Consider the following 25,318-nt stretch of genomic DNA (forward strand, 5'->3'; position numbering starts at 1 on the left):
CGAGCAAGGCCGGTGACGGGCTTGGCCTGCGATCAGGCCGAGCCCGCCGCATCGAAGCAAGGTATGTCAATGCAGACAGTCTTCAGCATAGCCGTCGACGCCCTTGCCTATGGCATGGTGCTCTTCGTGATATCGATCGGCCTTTCGGTGACCATGGGGCTGATGCGTGTCGTCAACCTGGCCCATGGCGCCTTCGCGATGATCGGCGGCTACATCGCCTCCTATGTCGCCCGCGACCTCGGCCTCGGTTATGCCGCAGCGGTCATTGCTGCCGTTGTCATCACGATCGTCGTCGCCGTTCCCATCGAGCGTTTTCTCTACCGCCGGATCTATGGCGCGCCGGAACTGACCCAGGTGCTGATGACGATCGGCCTCACCTTCTGCATCATCGGCATCGCCAATTACCTGATGGGGCCGACGCTGAAGACCATACCGCTGCCCGCTGCGCTGCAAGGATCGGCCGATCTCGGCTTTCGCACCATTCCCGTTCACCGGCTTTTCGTCATCCTCTGCGGCCTGGCCGTGGCGCTCGCCCTCTGGTTCGCGGTCGACAGGACCAGCTTCGGCGTCAAGCTGCGCGCCTCTGTGGATGATGCGGCGATGGCTGCTGCACTCGGCGTGCGCACCGACATCATCTACGCGATGAGCTTTGCCGTCGCCGTCGGGCTTGCGGCCTTCGGCGGCGTGGTCGGCGCCGAACTCCTGCCCGTCGAGCCCTATTATGCGCTGCGCTACATGGTCACCTTCCTGGTCGTCGTCTCCGTCGGCGGCGCGGGTTCCATTCCGGGCGCCCTGATCGCCTGCCTGCTGCTGGGCGCGATCGATACGACAGGACGGTATCTGATGCCGGAATTCGGCGAATTCTTCTTCTATCTCGCCGTGATCGCCATCATCTGCGTCTTCCCCCGCGGCCTTGCCGGAAGGGTGAACTAGGATGGCGCTTGTCATGAATGACGAAAACGGGCCTCTCCAGCATCGTCTCGGGTTCATCACCCGCGATCTTATCGGAATAGCGGTCATCGTAGCCATTGCCGCCATCGGCTATTTCACCTTCCCCGATAATCTCGCCCTTCTGACCCGGATTATCACGATCGCGCTGCTCGTCCTGTCGCTCGATCTCGTGACCGGTTATTGCGGCGTCGCAACGCTTGGCCATGCAGCACTTTTCGGCTCCGGCGCCTATGCCGCCGGGATCCTGTCGGCGCATTACGGCATCAATGATCCGCTGCTGATGATGATGGCCGGCGTTGCCGGCGGCGCGGTTGCCGGGCTGCTCTGCGGCGCCATCATCCTGCGTGCGCATGGTCTGCCGCAGCTGGTGCTGTCGATTGCACTGATCAACCTCTTCCATGAATTCGCCAACAAGGCCTCGTCTTGGACAGGTGGCAGCGATGGACTTTCCGGCATCGCGCCGGACCCGGTCTTCGGCCTGTTCGAATTCGATCTCTACGGTCATACCGCCTTCTTCTTCGGAATGGCGCTGCTGCTGATCGTCTTCGTGCTGCTGAGGGTCCTGGTTCGCTCGCCCTTCGGCATGCTCTGTCGCGCCATCAAGCAGGACCCGCTGCGCATCCGCGCCATGGGCGCTTCGCCGAAGGCAGCTCTGATCAGGATGTACGCAATATCAGGCGCCGTTGCCGGTGTCGGCGGCGCCTTGAATGCGATCTCGACACAGGTCGTCGGCCTCGACAGCCTGTCTTTCACGCAGTCGGCCGAAGCGCTTGTCATGCTGGTGCTCGGCGGCACCGGTTCTCTCTTCGGGGCACTTTCCGGCACTGTCATCTTCATGCTCTTCGAGGACTATGTCTCCGCCGCCAATCCCTTCCATTGGCTGACCATGGTCGGCGCGCTGCTGATCGCCGTTGTGCTCTTTGCGCCCAAAGGTCTCTACGGGACGGCCGCAGCCTTCGTTAGCCGCCGCAGGGAGCAACGCTCATGAGCCCGGTCTTCGAAGTCGCCAATCTCAAGAAAGCCTTCGGCGGCCTTGCCGTCACCAATAATGTCTCGCTGACGATGTCACCTGGCGATCGCATCGCGCTGATCGGCCCGAACGGCGCTGGCAAGACCACCTTCGTCAACCTCGTGACCGGTAATCTCTCTCCCGATTCCGGCGAGGTTCGCCTGGGTGGCGAGGTGGTGACGAAGGTCGATGCGATCGGCAGGGTCAGACGCGGTCTTGTCCGCTCCTTTCAGGTGACGCGGCTCTTCCAGGACATGACCCCGGCCGAACATCTGGGACTTGCCGTCCTTCAACGCGAGGGAAAGTCCGGGCACATGTTCGGCAATTTCCTGCGTATGCCCGATGTCATGGCTGAGGTCGATGATCTCCTTGGAAAACTCGGGCTGGCTTTCCTGATGCATCGCAAGGTCAGCGAAATCGCCTATGGCCAGCAGCGGCTTCTCGAGATCGCCGTGGCGCTGGCATTGAAGCCGAAAGTGCTGCTGCTCGACGAACCCGCAGCCGGCGTGCCGCAAAGCGATACCGGCCGCATCGAGCGGGCGCTGGCCGATCTGCCCGCCGATCTCGCCGTGCTGATGATCGAACACGACATGGATCTCGTCTTCCGTTTTGCCAGACGCGTCATCGTGCTTGCATCAGGCGCGATCATCTTCGACGGCCGGCCTGAAGACGTCACCAAGGATGCACGCGTGCGCGAGGCCTATCTCGGGAGCTATGCCAATGCCAGCCCTGTCGCTTGAGGTCGACAACCTGTCGGCCGGATATGGGCCGACGAGAGTGCTCGAAGGCATTTCCTTCTCCGTGCCGGCAGGTGCCCGGCTTGCCGTGCTCGGCCGCAACGGCATGGGCAAGACCACGCTCTTGGCAACGCTAGCAGGGCAGACAAGGCGATACGAGGGCAGCATCCGTCTCGGCGATTTGGATGTCACGACGGCACCGAGTGCTACACGCGCGCACAAAGGCCTCGGATATGTGCCCCAGGCGCGCTGTGTCTTCCCGACGCTGACAGTCGAAGAAAACCTTTTCGTCGGCTTGAAGGCGCGGCCGAAAGGGGCGCTGGAGGAAGCCTATGCGATGTTCCCGCGCCTGAAGGAGCGCCGCCGCAACCTCGGCAGCCAGCTTTCTGGCGGCGAGCAGCAGATGCTCTCCACGGCTCGCACCATTCTCGGTCGCCCCTCCGTCCTGCTGCTTGACGAACCGCTGGAGGGCCTTGCGCCCGTTATCTGCGAGGAACTGATGGCGGCCTTCGCCGACCTTGCCAAGGCGGGAGACATGACCATCCTGCTGGTCGAGCAGCGCATCCAGAGCGCTCTCGATTTCGCCGATCAGGTCGTCATCCTCGAACGCGGCAGACTGGCATGGACCGGAACGCCGGAAAATCTCGCCAGGGATCACGAGGCTGTCGAGAGCCTGCTCGGGGTCGGCGGCCTGCATTGATGGGAATGATCGGCAAAAGCTCCGGCTCTGCTGATTGCCCCCTTTCGCCTTCAAGATTGCGCTGAACCCGCCGAGCAATCCATGCAGTATATCGTCATGACGACGTCATGATTGACCCGTCATGATTATCCTGCCTGAAAGTTTTCCGCTGGCCGAATTGACGGATCGCCTGAAAGGGCGAGAAACACCATGATCGATCAAGCGGCATCAACGTAAGACAAGGCGTAAATCCTCGTTCATAAAGAGGATCGAGTTTATGCCGCTCCCTTTACTTGAATAGTTGAGCTGTAATCTACCGGAATTTGTGGCGCTGACGGGCGGAATTGCTCTGACGCTCCATCTATTTCGGTTGCCAGATACCCGATAGGGTTGCATAGTCGAACAGAAAATCACACGGGAGGTAGAAATGGCAAACCACAAGCCGGTCGCAGGTGACGTATACCAGCCTATTTTCAACGTCGACAACCCGATCGACGGCAACATTCTGGACAATACCAGTTCCACGGATGCCGACGGAGACCAGGTGCGTCTCAACTTCGTCAATGGACAGCGAATTCCGCAACCGGCCGATCCGAACGGGCCTGCCACGACCACCACAGTTGAGGGAAAATATGGCACTCTGACCGTCTATTCCAACGGCAATTACACATACGAGCTCGATCATACCAACCCGGTGGTATCAGCGCTCGGCCCGGGAGACCAACTCTTCGACCAGTTCAATTTCAAGATCTCGGATGGCAAAGGCGCCACCGACTTCGGCCTGCTCAATATCGCGGTCGACTTGCCGGAACACGGCAACATCTTCGTGAATTTCGAGGATGTCGGCAACCACGACTTCCCGACGGGCTACAAAGGCTTTGATTGGGGTGCCTGGCACGATGGTGACGACGCGACTGTGCTGGAGGAAGCGGATGGCAACCACTATCTGGGAGGAGGCGTGTTCTGGACACCCATCCAAGCCGCCGACGGCGGCCACTTTCAGATCGAGCAATTCAGTGTCGCAAACGGCACATCGGACTATGACAACGTTCTGACGATCGAAGGTCGTCTAAACGGCGATACCGTCTTCTTGGTCACGGTCAACGTCACCGCCGACAGCATTCATGACCCGCAAGTGATCGATCTCAGCGCCTACGGCGAAATCGACTATCTCATCCTCGACACGGAGCCCGTCATCACCGAAACGAGCGGCCCGGATTATTACGGCGCGCAATACGACAACTTTCATTTTATCGTTTGACGAAGGGGGAAAGGGAGTCTCGGAATCTTTGCACCTTCGCCAAGCGCGCTCCGCTGTAGCTATCTGATACCAAAATCTTGCGATAGCTGACGGGCCTGCGTCTTGCTAGCATTGGATCGTTCGAGGGGGCACGATTATGCTGGAATGGAGGAAATGATGCAGCCAGTCGGGATCAGGTTAGCGGCGGTCATGTTCTCGCTCGCCGTATGGGCTATTATTATCGCTGTCGCATCGCACCTTTGGGCAACGAAGATACCTCTGTTGCTTCTGACGCTCTACAGATAGGCCTCTCTTTGTCGTTATGCTGCAGATCAGGGCGCAACGGGATTGGTCCCCTCGCAACCACGTTTGGCGCTGCGACCAGTATGCTACCACGCCCACAAAAAAGGATTCTTATCGGAGTCCTAAATTTCGCACTTTATGTAATGATGCCCGACCTGAGAGATAGGTGACGTTTTGTACCGGAGACATGGGTAACACTTTCCGTTTTGAAGCGGGAGGTGTTGATGCCGTGGAGAGAGATTTCGGTCATGGAGGAACGTCTTCGATTTGTCGCCCGGCTGCTTGAGGGCGAGGGTATGAGCGATGTTTGCCGGGAATTCGGCATCTCGCGCAAGACCGGCTACAAGATCTTCAACCGTTACAAGGACGAAGGGCTTGATGCCCTGACGGACCGGTCGCGCCGACCGGTCCGTTATGCCAACCAGTTGCCCGAGCCAGTCACGGCGATGATCGTGCGACTGAAGAAGGAAAAACCATATTGGGGAGCACGCAAAATCCGGGAGCTTCTGGTCAAGCGGCTTGCAGGCGATGTGCGCATTCCCGCCACAAGCACCGTGCATGCCGTGCTCGACCGACACGGCCTTGTGAGCCAGGCCCGCAAGAGGAACCGGGCGAACAAGGCCGTGGGAACGGTGCTTGGTGAAGCGCTTGCTCCCAATGACCTCTGGTGCGCCGATTTCAAGGGAGAGTTCAAGCTCGGCAACGGACGCTACTGTTACCCCTTGACGGTCACCGACCAGGCATCACGCTACCTTCTCTGCTGCGAGGCCTTCGAATCGACCCGCGAGCAGGGCGTCTTCGAAGCCTTCCGCAGGCTCTTTGCCGAACGCGGGCTGCCCACCGCCATCCGCTCCGACAACGGTCTGCCCTTCGCCAGCCCCAATGGGCTCTACAATCTGTCGAAGCTGTCGGTCTGGTGGCTGAGGCTCGGCATCGGCATCGAGCGCATCAAACCCGGTCACCCGCAGCAGAACGGCCGCCACGAGCGCATGCATCTGACGCTGAAGAAGGAGGCCACCCGCCCGCCCGGCAGGACGATCCTCCAACAGCAGGCACGCTTCGATGACTTCATCCGCGAATTCAACGAGGAACGCCCACATGAGGCGCTGAACATGCGGCATCCGGCAGAGATTTATCGGCCGTCAGACCGCCTCTATACCGGCCTGCCCGAGATCGAATACCCCTTCCATGACCGCGACGTGCTGGTCACCCATTGTGGACGCATCTGTATGCACCGCAAGAAGATCAATATCTCAACCGTCATGGCCGGACAGAAACTCGGCATCAAAGAAGTCGACAACGGCATTTGGCTCGTCAGCTTCATGCACTATGATCTGGGATATATCGACCTGGAGCAGAGAACCTTGCAAACCATCGACAACCCGTTCGGCACGAGGTTGTCACCCATGTCTTAGGTACGTTCCGTTACCTATGTGTCGGGAATGGACATGAAAACAATTGGTAGCGGAGGAGGGATTTGAACCCCCGACACAAGGATTATGATTCCTCTGCTCTGACCTACTGAGCTACTCCGCCACTGGTCAACGATACCCGCTCGCGAAGCGATGCCGGTTCGTGGGATGAGCGGCTTATAAGGTGCGCTTCGGCTTTGTGTCAAGCGCATGATCGAGAAAAACGGTGGGCTTTAGCCGCCTCCCGTTCCGATGGATTTCAAGCGGCGACGGGGTTGGCCAAAAGGACCTTCAGGCAGGCTTCCGCCGAAGGCTCGCGCTCGGAGCGCTCGATGAAACCGCCGCCGAAGACGCGGGCGTTGTCGCCGGGGGCCGAATAAAGCGCGCAGGCCTGGCCGGGTGCGATGCCCGCCTCGCCGACCGTCAGGTCGACATAGGTGCCTGTTGCATCGATATGGAGCACGGCGGGCGCCGGCGCGCGTGTCGAGCGGACTTTGGCGTAACAGGCAAAGCCCTTGCCGGAAGCGGCTTCCTGAAGTGTCTCGTCGCCCAGCCAGTTGATGTCGCGCAGGTAGACGCGGTGCGTTTCCAGCGCCTCCTTCGGTCCGACGATCACCCGGCGCGAACGGGCGTCCAGAAAGACGACGTAGAGCGGTTCGCCGGTAGCGATGCCGATGCCGCGGCGCTGGCCGATCGTGAAATGCAGGATACCCTCATGGGTTCCGAGCACGCGACCATCGAGATGGACGATCTCACCGGCGAGCGCCGCATTCGGCTTCAGCTTTGTGATGACGTCGGAATATTTGCCCTGCGGCACGAAGCAGATGTCCTGGCTGTCGGCCTTCTTGGCAACGACGAGGCCCATCTCTTCAGCAAGCCTGCGGGTCTCGGCCTTCGGCAGGCCGCCCAGGGGAAAGCGGAGATAATCGATCTGTTCCTGCGTCGTGGCGAAGAGGAAATAGCTTTGGTCGCGGTCGGCATCGGCCGGGCGGAAAAGCGCGCGGCGGCCGGGATTGTCCGGCGAAGGGTTCAGTCCCGAGCGGATATAGTGACCGGTCGCCAGCGCATCGGCGCCAAGTTCCTTGGCGGTCGCCAGCAGATCGGCGAATTTGACGGTCTGGTTGCAGGAAACGCAAGGGATCGGCGTTTCGCCCGCCACATAGCTCTCGGCGAAGGGATTGATCACCGTCTCGCGGAAGCGCTTTTCGTAATCGAGCACATAATGCGGGATGCCGAGCGTTTCGCAGACGCGGCGCGCATCGTCGATATCCTGGCCGGCGCAGCAGGAGCCGGCGCGGTGAACGGCGGCGCCATGATCGTAAAGCTGCAGCGTAATGCCGAGCACATCGTAACCCTGCTGTTTGAGAAGGCCGGCGACGACGGATGAATCGACGCCGCCCGACATGGCAACGACGACACGGGTCTCTTCCGGCTTCTTGTCAAAATCCAGTGTGTTCAACGATGGTGCCATTCTGCTTGGGTCACGATCCGCCATTGCGCTGCAATTGCGGCGGATTGCTGATCTCCGGCGGGATCGGCCGCCGTCTCTCGATGAGGCACCGATATAGAAAGGATTGTCCCTGGACGCAAGGGGCGGCGTTCGGCGCCTGAGCGTTTCGCATTCCCGTACAAAGAAAGGCGCAGCCGAAGCCGCGCCTTGGAAGCGGGGGTGCGGCTCAAGTGCCGATCAGCTTGTTGCAGGCGAATGCGATGCCCGGATTGGCGATAATGGCGGTCACGAGCGCCAGTCCGATCATCGAGAATGAATAGCGTTTCATAGACATCCTCCTTTCCAGCCCACGACAATTATGCCGCTTCTGCCGCCTTTCTCAAAATGACGAATGCTTGATAGCGCCAGGGGGCATGCGCCGGACGGCTGATCCCCGCTACAGAGCAAGCGCTTCTATCTGCGTGACGAAGCGGCCTTGAGACCGCCGCCGTGGATCAGCGCCTCCGCCTCGTGCTGCGGCATCGGCCGGCCGAGCAGATAGCCCTGCACCTCACTGAAACCTTCGGCGCGCAGCTTCTGCAACTGCTCCTCCGTCTCGATCCCTTCGGCCAGGGTCGTCGCATTGAAGCCGGAGCCGATGCCGGCGACGGCGCGCACGATGGCGAGATTGCCCGCATCCGTCTCGATACCCGAAACGAAGCTGCGGTCTAGCTTGATCTTGTCGAAGGGGAAGGACCTCAGATAGCTCAGCGACGAATAGCCGGTGCCGAAATCGTCGATGGCGATGCGGACGCCGAGCGCCTTCAATGCCCGCAGCAGCGGCAGGCTTTGGTCGGCATCGGTCAGGAATACGGACTCGGTGATCTCGATTTCAAGCCGGTCGGCATTGAGGCCCGTCTCGTCGAGCGCCGCCACCACGGTCGAAAGCAGGCTCGCATGCCGAAACTGGCTGACGGAGAGATTGACGGCGATCCTCAGATGAACGGGCCAACCGGCAGCCGCGCGGCAGGCTTCCCCGATCACCCAGTCGCCGATCGGGACGATGAGGCCGGTCTCCTCGGCAAGCGGAATGAATTCCATCGGCGCCACCAGCCCGCGCTTGGGGTGGCGCCAGCGGATCAGCGCCTCGAAGCCGCCGATGCCGTCATTGTCGAGCCGCACGATCGGCTGGTAGTGCAGCTCGAACTGGCGCTTCTCCAGCGCTTCCCACAGTTCGGCGGTCATCACGTGCCGGCGCTCGGCGGCAAGCCGCATTTCCGTCTCGTAGAAACGATAGGTCGAGCGTCCGCTCTCCTTGGCGGCATAGAGCGCAAGATCCGCGTGCCGCATCAGCACATCCGCGTCGCCGGCATGATCGGGCGCCAAGGCGATGCCGATACTGCAGGTGACGTGCTCCCGGACGCCGTCGAGATCGAAGGCACGGCTCAGCGCCTTGAGCAGCCGCTGCGCAAAACGCACGGCCCGCTCCGGCTCGTCGAGCTCCAGCACGACGGCGAATTCGTCGCCGCCAAGACGGGCGACAAGATCACCCTCCTCCGCCAGTTGACGCAGCCGCTCCGACACCTGGCAAAGCAGCGCGTCGCCGGCGGCGTGTCCCTTGCTGTCGTTGATATGCTTGAAGTGATCGACGTCGATATAAAGCAGCGCAATCGGGCTGTCGGCGGCCGCTTCGACCGCCCGCTGGTTGATACGCATGGAAAATGCCGCCCGGTTCGGCAGGCCGGTGAGCGGATCATGCATAGCGAGATGGGCAAGCTTTGCCTCAACGGCGCGCTCCTCCGTCACGTCTTGCGAGATACCGAGCAGATAACGCGGCGAATGGCCCTCGGGCGTCGGCAGGGCGCGCTTGACGGTGCGCAAGAGGCGCGGCGCACCGTCGGCGCGCAGCATGGTCTCCTCGAAGCTGATCGCCGTATTGGCTTCGAAGGCCCGGCGATCCTGCTCGCGGAAGGCGTCTGTCTGACTGGGAGGAAACAGCGCCCGGTCGGTTTGGCCGACCACGTGCTCCGCCCGCATGCCGACGATGTCGCCGCAGGCCTCATTGAAGAGAATGTAAAGCCCGTCCGCTTCCATGTCCTTGACGAAGACGCCGACCGGCAGGTTGTCGACGATGCTGTCGAGAAGCGAGCGTGTATCGCTGATCTGGCGTTTGGCGGCGTTGACCTCGCTGCGGTCCTGCACGATCGCCAGGATTGCGGCCCTGCCCTCGAAGCGCACTTCTCGGCCATAGGTCAGCACTTCGAAGGTCTCGCCACTCGCCTTGAGGTGAACCCAGCGCTCCGCCTTTTCCATGTCGGTTCGGCCGCTGACGGCATCGATCATCCGTTCCCGCTCATGCTCAGGGCGAATATCCAGAACCGTCATGCGCCGGTATTCGTCCGCACCGTAGCCGTAAAGTGCCGCCGCCGCCTCGTTGACGATGAGAAAGCGCAGCGATGTCGGATCATAGACCCACATCGGCGACGGATGCGTTGCAAACAATGACCGGAAGTCGTCGTTTAATGCTTCGATCTGCTCGGTCTTCTGCAAGGGGGCCATGGAAATTCGCGTGCCGTTGATGCCGATGCCAGGGGTATACCGAGAAAAGTTAAATAAAATCAGAATCATACTCAGGGTTAAACTTTAGGCTTCCGCCTTCAGAATGTGCAAAGCAGCGGTCTGCCATCACGATCTCGGCCCTCGATAAAATGATTTGGGCGCCCTGGAACAATTCCGTCGATCGTGCGTTGCCCGCTGATCGATGTCGCATTCGAATTGCTGAGGAGGGTTTCATGGGCAGGTTCGGCACGACGACGGATTACAGCAGAATCAGACATTGGATCGAGGCGCGCGGCGGCCATCCCGCCCGCATCAAGAACGCACCGGACAGCGAAACCGTCCGCGTCGATTTTTCCTCGGAACCGGAAGAGATTTCCTGGGATGAATTCTTCCAGGGCCTCGACGGCAGCAGGCTCGCCTTCCTTCACCGCACCAAGGCTGAAGACGATGCCGCCCGTTCCGGCAAAATCCTCCGCCGGAAACGCCGGCACCATTAATTTAACTTCTGAAACAGCAAAAAACCCGGCGCCGTTTCCAGCGCCGGGTTTTTCATTTCCTTGGGAGGAAAAACTCAGTCAATATTGAAGGTCAGCGGCTTTGCCTGGCGTACCGCCTGGTGGGCGGTCAACTCAGCAAGCACCGCGTCATCAACCTTGCCGTCGACATAGAGCAGCGCGATGGCGTCGCCGCCCTGCTTGTCACGGCCGAGCTGGAAGTTGGCGATGTTGACGCCGGCAGCACCAAGCGTCGTGCCGATGAAGCCGATCATACCGGGAACGTCGGTATTGGTGATGTAGATCATGTGCGAGCCGACATCGGCATCGAGGTTGATACCCTTGATCTGGATGAAGCGCGGCTTGCCGTCCGAAAACACCGTGCCGGCCACCGAGCGTGTCATGCTTTCGGTGGTCACCGTCAGTTTGATATAGCCGTCGAAGACGCCTGTCTTGTCGCGCTTGACCTCGGAAAGCACGATGCCCTTTTCCTTGATCATGATTGGCGCCGAAACCATGTTGACGTCGGCGACCTGCGGGCGGATGAGGCCGGCGAGCACGGCGCTCGTCAGTGCCCGCGTGTTCATGTTGGCGGTGACGCCGTCATAGAGGATTTCGATTTCCTTGATCGGCTCTTCGGTGACCTGGCCGACGAAGGCGCCGAGAACGTCGGCAAGACGGATGAAGGGCTTCAGGATCGGCGCTTCCTCGGCCGTGATCGACGGCATGTTGATGGCGTTGGAGACCGCACCATTGACGAGGTAGTCCGCCATCTGTTCGGCCACCTGCAAAGCGACGTTCTCCTGCGCCTCGGTCGTCGAGGCGCCGAGATGCGGCGTGCAGACGACGTTCGGCAGGCCGAAGAGCGGGCTTTCCTTGGCGGGTTCGACCTCGAACACGTCGAAGGCGGCACCCGCGACATGGCCCGACTTGATCGCTTCGGCAAGCGCTGCCTCATCGACCAGGCCGCCGCGGGCGCAGTTGATGATGCGCACGCCTGGCTTGGTCTTTGCCAGTGCTTCCTTGTTGAGGATGCCGCGCGTCTTGTCGGTCATCGGCACATGCAGCGTGATGAAATCGGCCCGGGCGAACAGCTCTTCGAGTTCGACCTTGGTGACGCCCATCTCCTCGGCGCGCTCCTTGGAGAGGAACGGATCGTAGGCGACGACGTGCATCTTGAGGCCGATGGCCCGGGCGCAGACGATCGAGCCGATATTGCCGGCGCCGATAACGCCGAGCGTCTTGCCGGTGATCTCGACGCCCATGAACTTCGACTTCTCCCACTTGCCGGCCTGCGTCGAGGTATCGGCTGCCGGAAGCTGGCGGGCGACGGCGAACATCAGCGCGATCGCGTGTTCGGCCGTCGTGATCGAGTTGCCGAAGGGCGTGTTCATCACGATGATGCCGCGGCGCGAGGCGGCCGGGATATCGACATTGTCGACGCCGATACCGGCACGGCCGACGACCTTGAGGTTCGTCGCCGCCTCGATGATCTTTTCCGTCACCTTGGTGGCGGAGCGGATGGCCAGGCCATCATACTTGCCGATGACTTCGAGCAGACGGTCTTTGTCCTTGCCGAGCTGCGGTTCGAAATCGACTTCGACGCCGCGGTCGCGAAAAATCTGGACGGCGGTTTCCGACAATTCGTCGGATACGAGAACGCGAGGTGCCATGATGGCCTCCTTCAAAAGTGTTCAGCGATGAATGAATCAGGAATGGGCTCCGCCCTATGGCGGAGCCGAATGCGATAACCTCAGGCGGTCGCCTGAGCGAGCTGCGCCTTCTGTGTTTCGAAGGCCCAGGAAAGCCAGGGCATCAGCTTCTGCATGTCGGATGCCTCGATCGTTGCGCCGGCCCAGATGCGCAGGCCCGACGGCGCGTCACGGTAGTGGCCAACGTCATAGGCGACACCTTCCTTTTCCAGGAGGCCGACCAGGCCCTTGGCAAAATTCGCCCGACCGTCGTCGTCAAGCGCTGCGATGTCCTTGTCGACGATCTTCAGGCAGACGGAGGTGTTGGAGGCCGTCTCCGCCTTGACGGCGAGATTGGCAATCCAGTCGTTCGCCGCGACGAAATCGTGGATGACCTTGGCATTGGCATCGGCACGCGCGATCAGCCCCTTGAGGCCGCCGACCTGCTTCGCCCAGACAAGCGCATCGATATAATCCTCCACGCAGAGCATCGACGGGGTGTTGATCGTCTCACCCTGGAAGATGCCCTCCGTCAGCTTGCCGCCCGAAGTCATCCGGAAGATCTTCGGCAGTGGCCAGGCCGGCGTGTAGGTAACCAGACGCTCGACGGCGCGCGGCGAAAGGATGATGACGCCGTGGGCACCCTCGCCGCCCAGAACTTTCTGCCAGGAGAAGGTGACGACGTCGAGCTTGGCGAAATCGAGTGCCTGCGCGAAAGCCGCCGAGGTGGCGTCGCAGATCGTCAGGCCCTTGCGGTCGGCCGGGATGAAATCGGCATTCGGCACGCGCACGCCCGAGGTGGTGCCGTTCCAGGTGAAGACGACGTCGCGGTCGAAATCGACGGCGGACAGATCGGGAAGCTCGCCGTAACCGGCTTCGAGCTTGCGCACATCCTTGAGCTTCAGTTGCTTGACGACATCGGTGACCCAGCCGGCGCCGAAGCTTTCCCAGGCGAGCATGTCGACGCCGCGTTCGCCGAGCAGTGACCAAAGCGCCATTTCGACGGCGCCGGTGTCGGACGCCGGAACGATGCCGATGCGGTAATCCGCCGGCACTTCGAGAATTTCACGGGTAAGGTCGATGGCCTGCTTGAGCTTGGCCTTGCCGACCTTCGCGCGGTGCGAACGGCCAAGGGCCGCGTCGGAAAGGGCTTCGAGCGACCAACCGGGGCGCTTCGAGCAGGGGCCAGAAGAAAAATGAGTATTGTTCGGACGGATGTCCGGCTTTGCGGTCTTCGCCATGATGCTATCCTCTCAGATAGAAAGCCCTTCGTTGGGGAAGGGTGTCCCGCCGCCGTGTGTATGGACCCGGCGCGTCATAGTCAAGATCGAAGTGTCGCGGGCGGAACATATTTTGACGCAGGCCGGGATGGCCGCAATAGGAAAAAGCCGCCCGGTCGGGGCGGCTCAGATGTCAGGGGATCGGACTTACTTGTAGACAGGCTGCTGCAGCGGGATTTCCGGCGGCGGTTCGTAGCTCGCCTGGGCGCAGCCGCCGAAGAGATAGCGGGCGCCGACGCGAGCTTCGTGGGCGCTCAGACCCTTGTCGCGGCCCGGGCCGCCATTGTCGGCATAGCCGAACATGTTGCCGCCATCGATATGCAGGTAACGGTAGCCGACATCGGCTTTGATGTTGCAGGTCACATCGATCGAAGCGCCGGCCATGAGCGCGTAGGTGAAGCGCCAGTTGCCCTTGCCGCCATGGGTGACCTGGTCGTCGCAGAAGCTGCCGTCATCGGCGCAGGCGACGTTGCTGAGGTTCTTCCACTTCACGTAAGAACCGCCGATACCGGCGCCGACATAGGGCGTGACGTAGCCGTAAGTGCCGAGATCGACATAGGCGTTGGCGAGCAGCGTATAGGCTGTCAGCGAAGAGCGGTCGCTCGAGGTGCAGTCCACCAGCGGAAAGCCGCACTGCCCGACCGTAGAGCCGTTGAAATCCGCCTGGGTGAGATAGTCGAAGGTCAGATCGGTGCGCAGATAGCTGTTGATCTGGTAACCGACACCACCGCCGACAGTCCATGTATCGTCCAGATCGGCGTCGTCGAAATCGACCTCCGTGGCGTTGCTGCCCTGGAAATAGCGGGCGCCGCGCAGATCGGTGAAGGCATAGCCGACATCGCCGCGCAGGTACCAGCCGGTCGCTTCGGTGACCGTCACCTCAGGCGGCTGCTCCGGGATAGGCTCGGCAGGGGCGAGGTCCGCGGAATAGGCGTTTGTCGCGATCAACAATGCGGCGAAGATGCCGGACAAGCTTCTTTTCATGGATCCCACTCCAAAATCCCGTTGCGTCGGCAGGCTCGGTCGCTGCCAATCTTGTACGCTTGGGATGGATAATGAATGGGAAACGTTAAAAGCTGCTTAACCACGATTATTTACCTTGATGCCAGGCATCAAGGCGGCCCGAAACATAGATCGGTTTGGCTCATCGGGATGGTTTGGCCGCGGCGATCAGCTCAAAATAGTGCGCACGCATAACAAAAAAGCCGGCGCTTGCGCACCGGCTTTTGACATTTCGTCCCGAAAAAATCAGGCGGCAGTCCGGACGTTCGAGATCGTGCCGATCAGCTCGTTGACGATGCGCTCGATCTGGGCGCGGTCGTCGCCTTCGGCCATGACGCGGATCAGCGGCTCGGTGCCCGAGGGACGGATGACGAGGCGGCCGTTCCTGGCAAGCTCGGCTTCGGCATCGGCGATCGCCTTCTGCACCTGGATATCCTCCAGCGGCTTGCCACCGCTGATGCGAACATTGCGCAGCAGCTGCGGCACCGGCTCGAAGCGACGGCAGACCTCGCTGACGGTCCGGCCGGTGCGTTTGACTGCGGCCAGGATCTGCAGGGCCGCGACGAGACCGTCGCCGGTCGTGCCGTAATCCGAAAGCACGATATGGCCCGACTGCTCGCCACCGACATTGTAATTGTGCTGGCGCATATGCTCGACGACGTAGCGGTCGCCGACCCGCGTGCGGGCAAGCGCCATGCCGCGCTCATCGAGAAAGCGCTCGAGGCCGAGATTGGACATGACGGTCGCAACGATCCCATTGCCACGCAGTTGCTGGCTCTCGGCCCAGCTTTCGGCGATGACGGCCATCAACTGGTCGCCGTCGACGATCGAACCGTTTTCATCGACGATGATGACGCGGTCCGCGTCGCCGTCGAGCGCGATGCCGATATCGGCGCGCACCTCGTCGACCTTCTTCTGCAGCGCGACGGGACTGGTGGAACCACAATTGAGGTTGATGTTGATGCCGCTCGGCTCGTTGCCGATAGTGACGACCTCAGCACCGAGTTCCCAGAGCACGGCGGGCGCCACCTTATAGGCGGCACCGTTGGCGCAATCGATGGCGATCCGGAGACCCTGCAGCGTGACGTCGCGCGGCAGCGTGCGTTTGACGTGCTCGAGATAGCGATAGATATCGCCATCGACGCGCTTGGCTCGGCCGATTTCCTCAGCCTTGGCAAGCTGCCCCGATAGATCCTTCTCGAGCAGATCCTCGATCTGCGCTTCGATGTCATCGGAGAGCTTGTAGCCGTCCGGACCGAAAAGTTTGATACCATTGTCTTGGAACGGATTGTGCGAGGCCGAAATCATCACCCCAATATCGCATCGCAGGGAACGCGTCAGCATGGCAACCGCAGGTGTCGGAATAGGGCCGAGCAGGAACACGTCCAGTCCGGCCGCGGTAAAACCGGCCACGAGGGCATTCTCAAGCATGTATCCTGACAGCCGCGTGTCCTTGCCGATCACTACACGATGACGGTGGGCGCCGTTACGGAAAATCGTTCCTGCGGCGATGCCAACCCGCATCGCGAGGTCCGGCGTCATAGGGAAGACGTTGGCCTGGCCGCGAATGCCGTCTGTACCAAAATAGCGTCTTTTCATCTGCACTCCTGCGCTTTCCGCGCGCCATTCAAGGCAGCGCACCGTTCCGAGCGAATCCGGCTTCAGTGAATTGTCGTCAATCCACGAGCGTGATTCATGCTTGCCTCAATTCAGCGGAATGCCACAAAATGCGGCGATCAGCACGTAAATTAGCAAGAAAAATGATTATATCCCGTTACCAATTGAAAAAGCCGGATCTCCCATTTCGGAAATCCGGCCTTCTTCAAGGTAGTGCCGCTGTTCAATGCGGCTGCGGTTCGAGGCCGCCTTCGGGCTCGTCGCCCTTGGTGACGGGCCGTGCGCCGGCCTTCGGAACGGCTGAGCCGCGGCTCGGCGGCGAATCATCGCCGAGATCGCGGGCAGGCTTTTCGCCGCGGATCAGCGCCTTGATCTCTTCGCCGGTCAATGTCTCGTATTCGAGCAGACCTTCGGCAAGGGCGACGAATTCGTCGTGCTTTTCCGTCAGGATCGTGCGGGCCTGCGTATAAGCTTCGTCGATCAGGCGGCGCACTTCATTGTCGATCTTCTGCGCGGTTGCCTCCGAAACATTCTTCGACTGCGAAACCGAGTGACCGAGGAAGACTTCCTGCTGGTTCTCGCCATAGGCGACCTGACCAAGCTGATCGGAAAAGCCCCATTGCGTGACCATGGCGCGGGCGAGTTTGGTCGCCTGCTCGATGTCGGAAGAGGCACCCGAAGTGATGTTCTCTTTGCCGAAGGTGAGCTCTTCGGCCACGCGGCCGCCCATCATGATGCAGAGGCGCGAAACCATCCACTTGTAGCTCATCGAGTAGCGGTCGCCCTCGGGAAGCTGCATGACCATGCCGAGCGCACGACCGCGCGGAATGATCGTCGCCTTATGCAGCGGATCGGCGACGGCGACATTGAGCGCGGTGATGGCGTGTCCGGCCTCATGGTAAGCGGTGAGCTTCTTTTCCGCCTCGGTCATAGCCGAGGACCGGCGCTCGGCGCCCATCATGATCTTGTCCTTGGCGTCCTCGAATTCCTGCATGGTGACGACGCGCTTGTTACGGCGGGCGGCCATGAGGGCAGCTTCGTTGACAAGGTTCATCAGGTCGGCGCCGGAAAAACCGGGCGTGCCACGGGCGAGAATCTTGAGATCGACATTCGGCGCCAGCGGAACGTTGCGGGCATGTACCTTGAGGATACGCTCGCGGCCGACGATGTCGGGGTTCGGCACGACGACCTGACGGTCGAAACGGCCGGGACGCAGCAGCGCCGGATCGAGCACGTCGGGGCGGTTGGTGGCAGCGATCAGGATCACGCCTTCATTCGCCTCGAAGCCGTCCATTTCGACCAGCAGCTGGTTCAGCGTCTGCTCGCGTTCGTCATTGCCGCCGCCGAGACCGGCGCCGCGATGGCGGCCGACGGCATCGATTTCGTCGATGAAGATGATGCAGGGCGCGTTCTTCTTGGCCTGCTCGAACATATCGCGCACGCGGCTTGCACCGACGCCGACGAACATTTCGACGAAATCGGAGCCCGAAATGGTGAAGAAGGGCACATTGGCTTCGCCGGCGACCGAGCGGGCGAGCAGCGTCTTGCCGGTACCCGGAGGACCGACGAGCAGCACGCCACGCGGAATCTTGCCGCCGAGACGCTGGAACTTCTGCGGATCACGCAGGAATTCGACGATTTCCTCGAGATCCTGCTTGGCCTCGTCGACACCGGCAACGTCTTCGAAAGTCACGCGGCCATGCGCTTCGGTCAAGAGCTTGGCCTTGGACTTGCCGAAGCCCATCGCACCGCGCGAGCCGCCTTGCATCTGCCGCATGAAGAACAGCCAGACGCCGAGAATCAGAAGCATCGGCAAAAGCGTGCCGAGATAGCTCAGGAAGCCGGAAGAACCATCAGTCTCGGGACGCGCGGTGACGGCCACGTTCTTGCCCTGCAGGCGGTCGAGCAGACTATCGTCGATCACAGGCGAATAGGTCTGGAAGGTATTGTTGTTCTCCAGATATGTCCCGGTCAACCGGTTACCGGTGACCACGACATCCTTCACGCGGCCCGCATCGACCTCACGCAGAAACTGCGAATAAGGGATTTCGCGGGAGCCCGTCTGTGCCGGCGCCGTCTGGAACATACTGAAAAGGGCGATCAGCAGAAGCGCGATGATGGCCCACAAGGCGAAATTACGTAAGTTAGGGTTCATTGAACTCCCCAGCATGGAACAGCCGCCTCATGGCGACAGTCTTATTCGTTTCTAACATAGGGTTGCGCCGCACGATTGCCAAGGCGACACCCCAGGTCAGATGGTTTTTCCGTCAATACTTCTTAAAGGCAGCCTCGCATAGGGCGCCGTCGCGAAAACCGCCGAAAGCCTATTGGCAAAGATGAAGTCAAATCGTGTCAAAAAGCGGTCGAAGGGTGCGAAATAGGGCGTCAGTTCGACCTTACGGACGGATTCCTCAGATAAAGGGGCTCCTTCGGCAGATAAAACCGGCGCTGCGGCGACGGCGCGCTTCCATGCACCCTTGGGAAGGTGATGCATACGCCCCCTCATTCCTGCCCTCGGACTTGATCCGAGGGATGTCACGGGAATCCAGCCACCGCGCTTCTGCGCGATGATTGGCTCAATTAGGCGCGAAGTGTCTTGCGCGCCGAAGTCCTTGGGCGTCTGGATCTCAATTAATGCGGCCGACGCATTGCGCGCATAAAACCTTCCATCCCAAACCCCAGCCTCTCCCGGCAGCAATACCAGCGGCAATATCCCCCGGCTCTCGCGCGCCAAATAAAGCCCGTCACGCCTGAGATCGAACACCACCCTGCCAACGGTCATCCGTCCCGGCTCACTGCCGGTGACAAATGCAAGGATATGCTCCATATGCGCCCTCCCCGGTGCAAACGGCAGCCCACCGAAAACGGCTGTCAGACGGCCGAGTGCATAATCGAGGACCGCCCGGTCCTGCCGCAACCCGTCGGGCGTCACCTGCCCGAGTAGACCGCCGTGGAGCGTGAAATGACCATCCAGCCATTCTGCTCCCCTAGCCGAAAGAGCCAGCCGCGCTTCCCAAGCCGCGCGGACATTCCTCTCGGCACCTGCATCGGCCGAAAGCTTCCGGCGTGTCCGCACGCGCTCATAGGTCACATCTTCGTTGCTCGGATCATCGATCCACGGCACGCCCCGCTCCTTGAGGAAAGCGCGGATATCTGCCCGGCTGGAAAAGAGAAGCGGCCGCCAAATCCAGAAGCGCCGGTTGAAAAGCACCGCATCCGCAATGCCGGTCGAAATCTGCTCCGTTCGCATCCCACGCATCTGCAGTGTTTCGCGCTGGTCGTCGAACGTATGGCCAGTGACGATGAGATCGGCTTCGAAACTTTCGGCGGCGGTTGCCAGCAGGCTATAGCGCGCCTCGCGGGCCGCCGCCATGATGCCGGTTTTCGGCTTGTCGCCCTCCCAGATCATGGTGGTGTGGGGAATGCCAAGCGATGTGCAGAGGGCTGCGACTTCACGCGCCTCGTCTGCCGAGCCGGCGCGCAACGCATGGTCGACGGTTGTAGCGCAAAGGGAAATCTTGAGATGGGGCGCGACCTTCACGGCTTCATCGAGGAGAAGAAGCAGGCCGGTGGAATCGCTGCCGCCCGATATCGCGACGAGAATGCGTGCGGGGCTTTGAAGCGACGAAAGAAACTGGAGGATCGCCCGTTGAGGCGATGCGGTTTCCGGAGACATTCCGGAATCCCTTAGCAGGCGAGGCGCTTCTGTTCGCTCGCAACCTTGCTTATGACGGCGCGCGAGGCCTTCGGATAACGCTTCGACACTTCGCGCAGCGTCGCGCACGCCGTCTCGGTATTGTCGAGGGCGGCAAGCGACATGCCGAGCTTCAGCAGCATTTCCGGCGCCTTTTCCGATGTGCCGTATTTCTGATGTGCATTGAGAAAGGTCTTGGCGGCCTCATTGTACTTGCCCTGCGAATAGAGTGCTTCGCCGAGCCAGAGATTGGCATCCGCCGCCCGCGCGCTGCTCGGGTAGTGGGTGATATACTGCGTGAATTCCTGTTCGGCTGTGCTGTAATCACCGGATAGCACGTGCCCGTAGGCGGCCTTATACTGGTCGGCCTCGCTGCCGAGCGAGGCGGTCTGCTGCGGCGTTTTGCTATTGGCATCGGGAATCGGACCGGAACCGATCTTGGCATTTTCGTCGACGCTTCCGCCGATCGGATTGCCGTTCTGATCGAAATCGATCGAGCCGAGCTCCTTCGGTGGTTGGCCGAGACCGCTATTCTCCGGCACGCTGGTGGAGGGAGCCGTTTCGGCTCCCTGCGGTGCTTGGATCACCCTGGCAATATCGTCGCCGCCGGAGGCTGCTGGAGCGCCATCGGTCTCGCTCTTCTTGACAGGTGCCTTGGCGGCACCGCCGCCACCGGTCTTTTCGAGCTGCTGGAAGCGGAATTCATTGTCTTCCTGCTGCTTGCGGATCGTCTCCTGCATCTGTAGAAGCTGAAAGCTCATCTCTTCGATCCGGCCGTTCAGCTGCCGCAGCTGCTCTTCGAGCTGCTGCACGCGGATCTCCGCGTCGCCGCTCTGCACCTTGACAACAGGCGGCGCCGCCTGGTTTTCCGCGGATCGGTCGCCGAGATGTAGCCCGAAAAACGAGGCGGAATGGGCCGCCCGTTCGCTTCCGGTCACAGCCGCGAGGCACAGCATGCCTGCCACGACAAGTTTCTTCATATGTATCGTCCTGTCCCAGTGATTCTTCGCACCTCGATGGCACGAACAGGAGATTTTTCCAATTGCTTTCAAAAAGCAACGGAGTCTGGCCAAAGTGTGGTCAAAAAGAAAAGGCGGCCCCACGCGGGACCGCCTTTCGAAAAAGCGAATTGTTGCTCGGCAGTTACATGCCCGCGCCGCCAAGCACGGTAACCGCGCGGCGGTTCTGCGACCAGCAGGAAATATCGTCGCAAACGGCGACCGGACGTTCCTTGCCGTAGGAGATCGTCTTCAGGCGCTGCGCCGGGACGCCGCGCGAAGCGAGATAGTCCTTGGCGGCAGCCGCACGGCGGGCGCCGAGCGCGAGGTTGTATTCGCGCGTGCCGCGTTCGTCGGCATGGCCTTCGACGGTGATCTGGTAGTTCGGGTAGCGGGCGAGCCACTGGGCCTGACGGTCGAGCGTCTGCGAGGCGTCGGCGCGGATCGACGAGGAGTCGGTATCGAAGAAGATGCGGTCGCCGACATTGACCGTGAAGTCCTGGGCAGAGCCCGGCGTCGCGGCGCCAGCACCAGTGCCGAGCCCGAGGTCGCCGGCGCTGTTCGGCGGCTTCTTGGCGCAGCTTGCGAGCGCTAGGCCGGCGATAAGCGCGATCATGACGGGGTTGCGGGCGAAATTCTGCATGCGGCTCATTGCCGGGGTATGAATTCGGCTCATGGCCGGTCTCCTTGCGATTTCATCAGGGTTTCCGGACAGTAACCGCACTCGGTTAACCGCCCCTCAAAGATTATGGTTAACGATTTACTGATTTGTCCCGGGTCGCTCGGTTCCATGACTTTGGGGCGACAAGAAGGCAGCAGCGCATCGCCTACTCCATAAGCGGCGACCAGGCCGGGTCGGAACCGTAGGTCGGCGTCTTCACGAGCTGCTCGTTGTAACCGGTCAGATCGATCGAATAGAGCTGCGGACCACCTGCGCCCGCCGCCTGGCGGAAGAACATCAGCACGCGGCCATTCGGCGCCCAGGTCGGGCCCTCATTGTGAAAGCCGGTCGTCAGGATGCGCTCGCCGGAACCATCCGGCTTCATCACGCCGATCGAGAACTTGCCGCCGGCCTGTTTGGTGAAGGCGATGAGATCGCCGCGCGGCGACCAGACCGGCGTCGAATAGGAGCCGTCGCCGAAGGAAATACGGGTCTGGCCCGAGCCATCGGCGTTCATCACGTAGATCTGCGGTTTTCCGCCGCGGTCGCTCTCGAAGCTGACACGCGCACCATCAGGCGAATAGGAGGGCGAGGTGTCGATCGCCGCCGTCGAGGTCAACCGGGTCGTCGTGCGCGAGCGCAGGTCCATCGTATAGATATTGGAATTGGCATCCTGCTGCAGGCTCATGATCACCTTCTGACCATCCGGCGAAAAGCGCGGCGAGAAGGTCATGCCGGGGAAATTGCCGACGACTTCGCGCTGCCCGGTTTCGAGCTGCAGCAGATAGACCCGCGGCTGCTGGTTGGCAAAGGACATGTAGGTGACTTCCTGCCGGCTCGGCGAGAAGCGCGGCGTCAGCACGAGATCGCTGCCATCGGTCAGCATCCGCACGTTGAAGCCGTCCTGATCCATGATCGCGAGCTGGCGCTTGCGCTGCTGCTTGGTGCCGGATTCGGAGACGAAGACGACGCGCGTGTCGAAATAACCTTCCTCACCGGTGATCTGCTTGTAGATCGCATCGGCGATGATGTGCGCCACACGGCGCCAGTTCTCCGGCTGCGTATAGAACTGCTGACCGGTCATCTGCTGTCCGGCGAACGGGTCCCAGAGCCGGAATTCGGCGCGAAGACGGCCATCGGCTTCCTTGGTAACCCGGCCGGTGACCAGCGCCTGGGCATTGATGACCTTCCAGTCCTCGAAACGCGGCGCGGCATCCGGATTGGAGATCTTTTCGATAAAGGCCGCCTGGTTGATCGGGGCAAACAGGCCGGAACGCTGCAGGTCGGCGGCGATGACCTGCGAAACCTGCGCGCCTATGTCGCCCTGGAAGTCAGTCACCGCAATCGGCATCGGCTGGACATTGCCTTTTCGAAGGTCGAGGGTGACCAACGCGTTCGCCGGGGTCGTAAAGGCTGCAGCCCCAATCAGGCCTGCAATGACCATCAGAGCGCGGATGAGGGAACACTTGACCATATCAAACAAGCCTTTCAGCATCTAATGGGTAGGACCGCTGGTGTCAAAGTTCAAAATGACTTCCTTCCAGCCATCGTATTTATCTTTTGGAAGCATTGTAAAAGGAGCTGCGCGACGAACTGCGCGAAGGCCGGCATCGGCAAAGCTTTTCCGCGTGCGCTCACTTCCACCACTGGCCTTAACGTCAGGGACGCCGACAATCTGGCCGTCTCTATCCAGCTTCACATTGATCGTCGCATATACATTGCCGTCGTCGCTCATTCTGCCATCGACAAAGAAGTTATTTTCGATCGCATCCCGCATTGCATCGATCTCCGCCCCAGTGAGATGCGTCGCAGTGGCACTGTCATTCGCTCGACCGGTCGTTTCAGCATCCGCATTGAATGGAAAGATGGAGCAGCCGATGAGCCCTGTCAGCGCGATGTATAGTCCGAAAGACTTCGCGAAATTGAATGGACTCCTCGGCATTTAAATTCCCATATCGCTGGGATGAAAGTTAAGGACGACCTCGTTCCACACGTCATACTTGTCCATCGGAAGCGTCGTGCGGAACGAGGGAGCAGATTTCATCACGGCACGGTAAGCGCCACTTTCCAGCGCACGACGCGTTGAATCGGTGCTGCTTCCGCCGGAAGACTCGATTTCGGGCTGGCCGATAATATTTCCATCTTTATCGAGCTTGAAATGCACCGTGATGACCATGCCGGAAAGACCTTCCATTCCCGGGGTGATAAGCCAGTTCCCCTGGATCAAACCCTGTAGCGCATCTTCTTCGCTTTGGCTGAGCTTGGAACCGCCATTGCTCTTCTTCGCCCCCAGCGATGCCTCCTGCGTCGAGCGCTTGGCGCCGCCGGCGGAAGGATCGGTCTTGTTCAGCAAGATCGAAATCTCGTCGGCATTGAAGTCGCTCTTCATCGACGAGGCGGATTTCGCCGTCTCCTGCTTCTGATCGGCCTTCTTCTTTTCGGTCGGCTTCTCGGCAGCCTTCGGCTGGTCGGCTGTCTTTTCCGGCGGCTTTTCGGCGGGCTTCTGCGGCTCCGGCGGCTTCACCTGCGGCTTGGCGACGGGGGTCGGCACATTGTCCGGCAGCGCCTCGGCATCCGGCTTCGGCGGTTCCTCCGGCTTGGCCTGCTCTTCCGGCGGTTTTTCCTCGGGCTTCGGCGGCGTCACTTCGAGGGGCTTCGGCGGCGGAATGGAAGCGACTTCCTTCGACTGCTCGACTTCGGTTTCCTCCTTGACGATGTCCTTGACATCGTTCGGTTTCGGATCGGTCTTCGGCAGTGGCTTTTCGCTCGAATTCGCCGCGGCAGCCTCGCTGTTGCTGGGCTTGGCGTTCGGCACCGGCGGCGTCTTCAGGTCGACATTGTTGTCGCCGGCATTCTCGGCCGGCTGCGCGATCGGCGGCCGCGTCGTCGGCACCGGCGCGGAAGTCTCCTTCTTCGGAGCCTTCTTGTCGCCTTGCTGCATCTGGGTAATGGATTCCACCGGCACCAGATCGACCGGCATCGCCTCGAAATCCTCCACCTTGAAAGATTCCGGCGCGCTAAGCGACACCAGCGCCCAGGTAAGCACCAGCCCGTGCAAAACAACAGATGTGACGACGCTGGCCTTCATTTTGAACGCTATTGGTCCTTCTTCTGCTGCGTCACGAGGCCAATATTCTTGAAGCCTGCACCCTGGATACGGGCCATGACGTCGGCGATGACGCCATAAGGCGCGGTCGCGTCGCCGCGCACAAAGATCCGTTCGTTATAACCGGTGGTGGCGATCGCCTCGAGCTTGGCGGCGATCTCCACGGCCGGGATCGATGTTTCCTGCAGGAACACCTGGCCATCATTCTTGACGGAAATGGTGATCGGCTGCGTCTCGGAATTCAGCGCCTTGGCCTGCGTTTCCGGCAGGTCGATCGGCACGCCGACGGTCATCATCGGTGCCGCGACCATGAAGATGATCAAAAGCACCAGCATGACGTCAACGAGCGGCGTCACGTTGATTTCGGAAATCACGGCCCTGTTCCGACCGCCGCGACGGCGGCGTCCGCCGCCTCCGCCATTGCCTCCAACAGCCATACCCATGTGAGAATACTCC

General features: G+C 60.9%; 21 protein-coding genes and 1 tRNA gene. 7 read left to right on the forward strand and 15 right to left on the reverse strand.

The features are described 5' to 3' along the window. Positions 1-69 precede the first annotated feature (69 nt). The 6 genes from N2A41_RS17650 (at position 70) to N2A41_RS17675 (ending at position 6,334) form a co-directional block, all read left to right on the forward strand. Positions 70-933, forward strand: coding sequence for a branched-chain amino acid ABC transporter permease (locus tag N2A41_RS17650; RefSeq protein WP_260111068.1), 864 nt, complete (start codon positions 70-72; stop codon positions 931-933). Position 934: 1 nt separating this feature from the next. Next, entirely contained in the window at positions 935-1,939 is a 1,005-nt protein-coding gene (locus N2A41_RS17655) for a branched-chain amino acid ABC transporter permease (RefSeq protein ID WP_260109365.1), read from the forward strand. Then, a complete protein-coding gene (locus tag N2A41_RS17660; protein ID WP_260109366.1) occupies positions 1,936-2,700 on the forward strand; it encodes an ABC transporter ATP-binding protein in 765 nt (254 codons plus the stop codon). The genes N2A41_RS17655 and N2A41_RS17660 overlap by 4 nt, the downstream gene beginning before the upstream one ends. Then, positions 2,681-3,397, forward strand: a complete 717-nt coding sequence (locus tag N2A41_RS17665; protein ID WP_222384630.1) for an ABC transporter ATP-binding protein — start codon at positions 2,681-2,683, stop codon at positions 3,395-3,397. The genes N2A41_RS17660 and N2A41_RS17665 overlap by 20 nt, the downstream gene beginning before the upstream one ends. A gap of 406 nt (positions 3,398-3,803) precedes the next feature. Then, on the forward strand, positions 3,804-4,637 hold the full coding sequence (locus N2A41_RS17670; protein WP_260109367.1) for a VCBS domain-containing protein: 834 nt from the start codon (positions 3,804-3,806) through the stop codon (positions 4,635-4,637). Between the two features lie 506 nt (positions 4,638-5,143). Continuing rightward, positions 5,144-6,334 (forward strand): IS481 family transposase, encoded by a 1,191-nt coding sequence (locus tag N2A41_RS17675; protein ID WP_260109368.1) that lies wholly within the window; start codon positions 5,144-5,146, stop codon positions 6,332-6,334. Positions 6,335-6,378: 44 nt separating this feature from the next. On the opposite strand, the gene N2A41_RS17680 is transcribed toward N2A41_RS17675, so the two are convergent. From N2A41_RS17680 to N2A41_RS17690, 3 genes are all read right to left on the reverse strand, one after another. Then, positions 6,379-6,455, reverse strand: a tRNA-Met gene (locus N2A41_RS17680). A 135-nt stretch (positions 6,456-6,590) separates the two neighbouring features. Then, positions 6,591-7,790: a tRNA 2-thiouridine(34) synthase MnmA gene (mnmA, locus tag N2A41_RS17685; RefSeq protein WP_260109369.1), complete on the reverse strand. Its 1,200-nt coding sequence runs from the start codon at positions 7,788-7,790 to the stop codon at positions 6,591-6,593. Positions 7,791-8,234: 444 nt separating this feature from the next. After that, positions 8,235-10,388 carry a putative bifunctional diguanylate cyclase/phosphodiesterase gene (locus N2A41_RS17690; RefSeq protein ID WP_260109370.1) on the reverse strand — a complete coding sequence of 718 codons (2,154 nt, stop codon included), beginning with the start codon at positions 10,386-10,388 and terminating at the stop codon, positions 8,235-8,237. A 164-nt stretch (positions 10,389-10,552) separates the two neighbouring features. Here N2A41_RS17690 and N2A41_RS17695 point away from each other — a divergent pair, with 164 nt between their 5' ends. Then, on the forward strand, positions 10,553-10,816 hold the full coding sequence (locus N2A41_RS17695) for a hypothetical protein (RefSeq protein ID WP_017968090.1): 264 nt from the start codon (positions 10,553-10,555) through the stop codon (positions 10,814-10,816). A 74-nt stretch (positions 10,817-10,890) separates the two neighbouring features. Here N2A41_RS17695 and serA read toward each other — a convergent pair whose 3' ends face one another. The 12 genes from serA to tolR form a co-directional block, all read right to left on the reverse strand. After that, positions 10,891-12,486 (reverse strand): phosphoglycerate dehydrogenase, encoded by a 1,596-nt coding sequence (serA, locus tag N2A41_RS17700; RefSeq protein ID WP_020486256.1) that lies wholly within the window; start codon positions 12,484-12,486, stop codon positions 10,891-10,893. Positions 12,487-12,566: 80 nt separating this feature from the next. Continuing rightward, positions 12,567-13,745, reverse strand: a complete 1,179-nt coding sequence (locus N2A41_RS17705; protein WP_222384626.1) for a phosphoserine transaminase — start codon at positions 13,743-13,745, stop codon at positions 12,567-12,569. A 186-nt stretch (positions 13,746-13,931) separates the two neighbouring features. Continuing rightward, on the reverse strand, positions 13,932-14,768 hold the full coding sequence (locus N2A41_RS17710) for an outer membrane protein (RefSeq protein WP_162118840.1): 837 nt from the start codon (positions 14,766-14,768) through the stop codon (positions 13,932-13,934). A gap of 264 nt (positions 14,769-15,032) precedes the next feature. Next, the gene (glmM, locus tag N2A41_RS17715; protein WP_017968094.1) at positions 15,033-16,385 is read right to left on the reverse strand and encodes a phosphoglucosamine mutase; all 1,353 of its coding nucleotides are present in this window, start codon (positions 16,383-16,385) and stop codon (positions 15,033-15,035) included. Positions 16,386-16,626: 241 nt separating this feature from the next. Continuing rightward, positions 16,627-18,558 carry an ATP-dependent zinc metalloprotease FtsH gene (gene ftsH / locus N2A41_RS17720; protein WP_260109371.1) on the reverse strand — a complete coding sequence of 644 codons (1,932 nt, stop codon included), beginning with the start codon at positions 18,556-18,558 and terminating at the stop codon, positions 16,627-16,629. A gap of 96 nt (positions 18,559-18,654) precedes the next feature. Further along, positions 18,655-20,079, reverse strand: coding sequence for a tRNA lysidine(34) synthetase TilS (tilS, locus tag N2A41_RS17725; protein ID WP_260109372.1), 1,425 nt, complete (start codon positions 20,077-20,079; stop codon positions 18,655-18,657). Positions 20,080-20,090: 11 nt separating this feature from the next. Beyond that, complete coding sequence (gene ybgF / locus N2A41_RS17730) at positions 20,091-21,077, reverse strand: tol-pal system protein YbgF (protein WP_260109373.1); 987 nt, start codon at positions 21,075-21,077, stop codon at positions 20,091-20,093. A 163-nt stretch (positions 21,078-21,240) separates the two neighbouring features. Beyond that, on the reverse strand, positions 21,241-21,771 hold the full coding sequence (gene pal / locus N2A41_RS17735) for a peptidoglycan-associated lipoprotein Pal (RefSeq protein WP_017968098.1): 531 nt from the start codon (positions 21,769-21,771) through the stop codon (positions 21,241-21,243). 151 nt (positions 21,772-21,922) lie between these two features. Then, a complete protein-coding gene (tolB, locus tag N2A41_RS17740; protein ID WP_222294059.1) occupies positions 21,923-23,230 on the reverse strand; it encodes a Tol-Pal system beta propeller repeat protein TolB in 1,308 nt (435 codons plus the stop codon). Positions 23,231-23,251: 21 nt separating this feature from the next. Further along, positions 23,252-23,698, reverse strand: a complete 447-nt coding sequence (locus tag N2A41_RS17745) for a cell envelope integrity protein TolA (protein WP_260109374.1) — start codon at positions 23,696-23,698, stop codon at positions 23,252-23,254. After that, positions 23,699-24,844, reverse strand: coding sequence for a hypothetical protein (locus N2A41_RS17750; protein WP_260109375.1), 1,146 nt, complete (start codon positions 24,842-24,844; stop codon positions 23,699-23,701). It abuts the gene before it with no gap. Positions 24,845-24,852: 8 nt separating this feature from the next. Further along, positions 24,853-25,305, reverse strand: a complete 453-nt coding sequence (gene tolR / locus N2A41_RS17755) for a protein TolR (RefSeq protein ID WP_170262185.1) — start codon at positions 25,303-25,305, stop codon at positions 24,853-24,855. Positions 25,306-25,318 lie beyond the last annotated feature (13 nt).

The sequence above is a fragment of the Rhizobium sp. SRDI969 genome (assembly GCF_025152725.1).
Lineage (GTDB): Bacteria > Pseudomonadota > Alphaproteobacteria > Rhizobiales > Rhizobiaceae > Rhizobium > Rhizobium leguminosarum_I.